This is a genomic window from Streptococcus mitis, from assembly GCF_001579035.1.
Taxonomy (GTDB): Bacteria; Bacillota; Bacilli; order Lactobacillales; family Streptococcaceae; genus Streptococcus; species Streptococcus mitis_J.
The window spans coordinates 232,250-235,879 of the sequence record NZ_KQ970287.1; the positions used below are offsets into that span (position 1 = coordinate 232,250).

A 3,630-nucleotide genomic window follows, 5' to 3' on the forward strand; every position below is an offset into this window, starting at 1 on the left:
AGCTGGTACAACTGTTAGCCGTGCAACTCTGCACAATGTGGATTATATTGCTGAAAAAGATATCCGCAAGGACGATACGGTTATCGTCTATAAGGCTGGAGATATTATTCCTGCTGTCTTGCGTGTGGTAGAGTCCAAGCGGGTTTCTGAAGAGAAACTAGATATCCCTACAAACTGTCCAAGTTGTGACTCTGACTTGTTGCACTTTGAAGATGAAGTGGCTCTCCGTTGTATCAATCCGCGTTGCCCTGCCCAAATTATGGAAGGTTTGATTCACTTTGCCTCTCGTGATGCCATGAATATCACAGGCCTTGGTCCATCTATTGTTGAGAAACTCTTTGCTGCCAATTTAGTCAAGGATGTGGCGGATATTTACCGTTTGCAAGAAGAGGATTTCCTACTTTTAGAGGGGGTTAAGGAAAAGTCTGCTACTAAACTGTATCAGGCTATCCAAGCATCAAAGGAAAATTCTGCCGAGAAACTCTTATTTGGTTTGGGAATTCGCCATGTCGGAAACAAGGCTAGTCAGCTGTTACTTCAACATTTCCACTCGATTGAAAATCTGGCTCAGGCAGATCCAGAGGAAGTGGCTAGTATTGAAAGTCTGGGTGGCGTGATCGCCAAGAGTCTTCAGACATATTTTGCGACAGAAGGCTCTGAAATTCTCCTAAGAGAATTGAAAGAAGCTGGGGTCAATCTGGACTATAAAGGTCAGACGGTAGTAGCGGATGCAGCCTTGTCAGGTTTGACCGTGGTATTGACAGGAAAATTGGAACGTCTCAAGCGCTCAGAAGCTAAAAGCAAACTAGAAAGTCTGGGTGCCAAGGTAACAGGCAGTGTGTCTAAAAAGACCGACCTCGTCGTGGCAGGAGCAGATGCTGGAAGTAAACTTCAAAAAGCACAAGAACTTGGTATCGAAGTTCGAGATGAAGCTTGGCTAGAAAGTTTATAATGATTGTTTAAAACCAGAGTTTAGACAGTATGGCAATGCTTGTTAATTGGGACAAAATCGGTCAAGCATTTATTAGTGAAATAGAAACAAATTTAAAAAGGAAAAATAAAAAATGTATAACTACCCTATGCGCATTCATTACCATCGTAAGAATGGAGAATACGATACTTGCTCTTTTGTAAAGAGTAAGGATCAACGAATTGATTTACTGACCTACAAAGAAGATTATTTTGGTGCTTTATTTAGTTTTGAACATCCAAGCGCTCATCCCCTAGAAAGCTTGAATTTTGTAGTTCACACAGGTCAAACCAGTAAAGAATATGCTATCCGTTTCAATCACTATCCTCTTTTAACAGAGGTCTGGATTTTGGAAGGGGATGATAGGATTTATTATTCTGAAAATCCAGCTATTGCCAGTCCTTTCTATAAAAATCAAAATCCTTTTGCCTTTGATAAGGCCATTAACAGTGCTAGTTTTGACCATCATTGGGGTTACCAAGGAGAATTAGGTTGTCGTGTAGAGGACAATCAGGCTCATTTTGCCCTTTGGGCTCCTACAGCGACAGAAGTGCAGGTTGTGGTTTATGAATCAGCTGCTAACGATGCCCCTGTTTGGAAGACTTTTGAGATGCAAAGAGGCAATAGCTACTCTTATAACCATAAAGACAATACAATCGGTGTCTGGAGTTTGGATCTTGAGGAAGATTTGACTGGTAAGGCTTATCAGTATCAAGTCCAATTCCCTCATCACCAAACACTGACACGCGACCCTTACACCATCGCAACTAGTCCTGATGGTAAACGTTCAGCTATTTTGAGTCATGATGAGAAGCAAGTTAAAAACTTTGAGGTCAAGCACGGTTCTGAGGCTACTTGGCGCTTGGCAAATCCATGTAAGGCAGTCATTTGTGAAATGCATATTCGTGATTTGACCAAATCACCGACCTCAGGTGTGGATGAACATCTTCGAGGAACTTTCCTGGGTGCTGCTCAGACTGGAACGGTTAACCAGTACGGTCAGTCAACTGCTTTTGATCACATCAAGAAGTTGGGCTACAATTATGTTCAGTTGCAACCAATTGCAGACCGTCACAAAGAATACGATGAGGATGGAAATGTAACCTACAACTGGGGTTATGACCCACAAAACTATAACGCGCCAGAAACTAGTTTTTCAACTAATCCAGATGATCCAGCTCAGGTCATTCGCGATTTGAAGACCATGGTTCAAGCTTACCACGATGCGGGTATTGGTGTCATTATGGATGTGGTCTATAACCATACCTTTTCAGTTGTTGATGCACCTTTCCAAACAACTGTCCCTGATTACTATTATCGTATGAATCCAGATGGTACCTTCCAGAATGGAACGGGTGTTGGAAATGAAACAGCCAGTGAACACGAAATGTTCCGCAAGTACATGATTGATTCTCTTCTATACTGGGTGCAAGAATACAATATTGACGGCTTCCGCTTTGACTTGATGGGGATTCATGATGTCAAGACCATGCAGATGATTCGTCAGAGTTTGGATGAAATCGACCCTAACATTATCCTCTATGGAGAAGGATGGGATATGGGAACAGGTCTTGCCCCTTATGATAAGGCTAAGAAAGACAACGCCTACGAAATGCCAAATATTGGTTTCTTTAATGACAATCAGCGTGATGCTGTCAAAGGTGGAGAAGTTTACGGTGCAATTAAATCAGGTTTTGTCAGTGGTGCTGCGACAGAGCCAATTCTTGCCAAAGCAATCCTAGGCAGTCGTGAATTAGGAACCTATACACATCCAAATCAGGTGCTTAACTATGTAGAAGCCCATGACAATTACAATCTTCACGATTTATTGGCAACCCTTCATCCAGACCAAAGTTCAGAACAAATCATGCGCAAGGTTGAGACAGCCACAGCCATGAATCTGCTCATGCAGGGGATGGCCTTTATGGAAATCGGCCAAGAATTTGGTCGTACCAAACTGGTTGCGACTGGTGAAAATGGTGAGTTGACCCATGATGATAGAGAACGTGCTATGAATAGCTATAACGCTCCTGACAGTGTGAATCAAGTCAACTGGGACTTGATCAATGAGCGTCAAGATAGTATTGAGTTTATCCGTCAAATTATTCGATTGAAGACCAAAACTGGTGCCTTTTCTTATTCTAGCTATGATGAAATTTACCATCATGTCTTTGTGCATTCTGCGATTGAACATAGTGGCTGCCTTATCTATGAAATTCACGGCAAAGAACACCTCTTGGTGGTTGTGAATGCTAAATCAGAACCCTATCCATTTGAAAATGCAGGAAATTTAGCTATGTTGGTAACCAACAGTCGCTCAAAAGAAGACAATGTGTTAGATGATATTAGTCTAGCCGTCTTGAGTGTTTTATAAAGACCATCTATCTCGCTATTCTAACACATCATTGGAAGTGAACGAATAGAAAGAACTTGGCTGATAACTCACTTGTATAGAAAATTTGATAAATATTTTCACGAAACAAGGCATCCTATCAAAGTGTTTGAACACTTGGTAGGACGTCTTTTTGTTTTAAAGACTTTTTCTCAGCCTCCTTATATGCAAGCTCAAAACGGTATTTTGAGCTGACTGTATCCGTTTTATGCGTCACCTCAAAGTTGTGCTTTGAGGTTGCAGATAGATCTGACATGGTTTGAAGAGA

General features: G+C 41.6%; 2 protein-coding genes. Both read left to right on the forward strand.

Features of this window, described 5'->3' with window-relative positions:
* On the forward strand, positions 1–952 hold a 952-nt coding region (ligA, locus tag SMIDD26_RS12930), incomplete at its 5' end, for an NAD-dependent DNA ligase LigA (protein ID WP_246746932.1).
* Between the two features lie 112 nt (positions 953–1,064).
* The gene (gene pulA / locus SMIDD26_RS05565; RefSeq protein WP_061439408.1) at positions 1,065–3,344 is read left to right on the forward strand and encodes a type I pullulanase; all 2,280 of its coding nucleotides are present in this window, start codon (positions 1,065–1,067) and stop codon (positions 3,342–3,344) included.
* Positions 3,345–3,630: the final 286 nt, after the last annotated feature.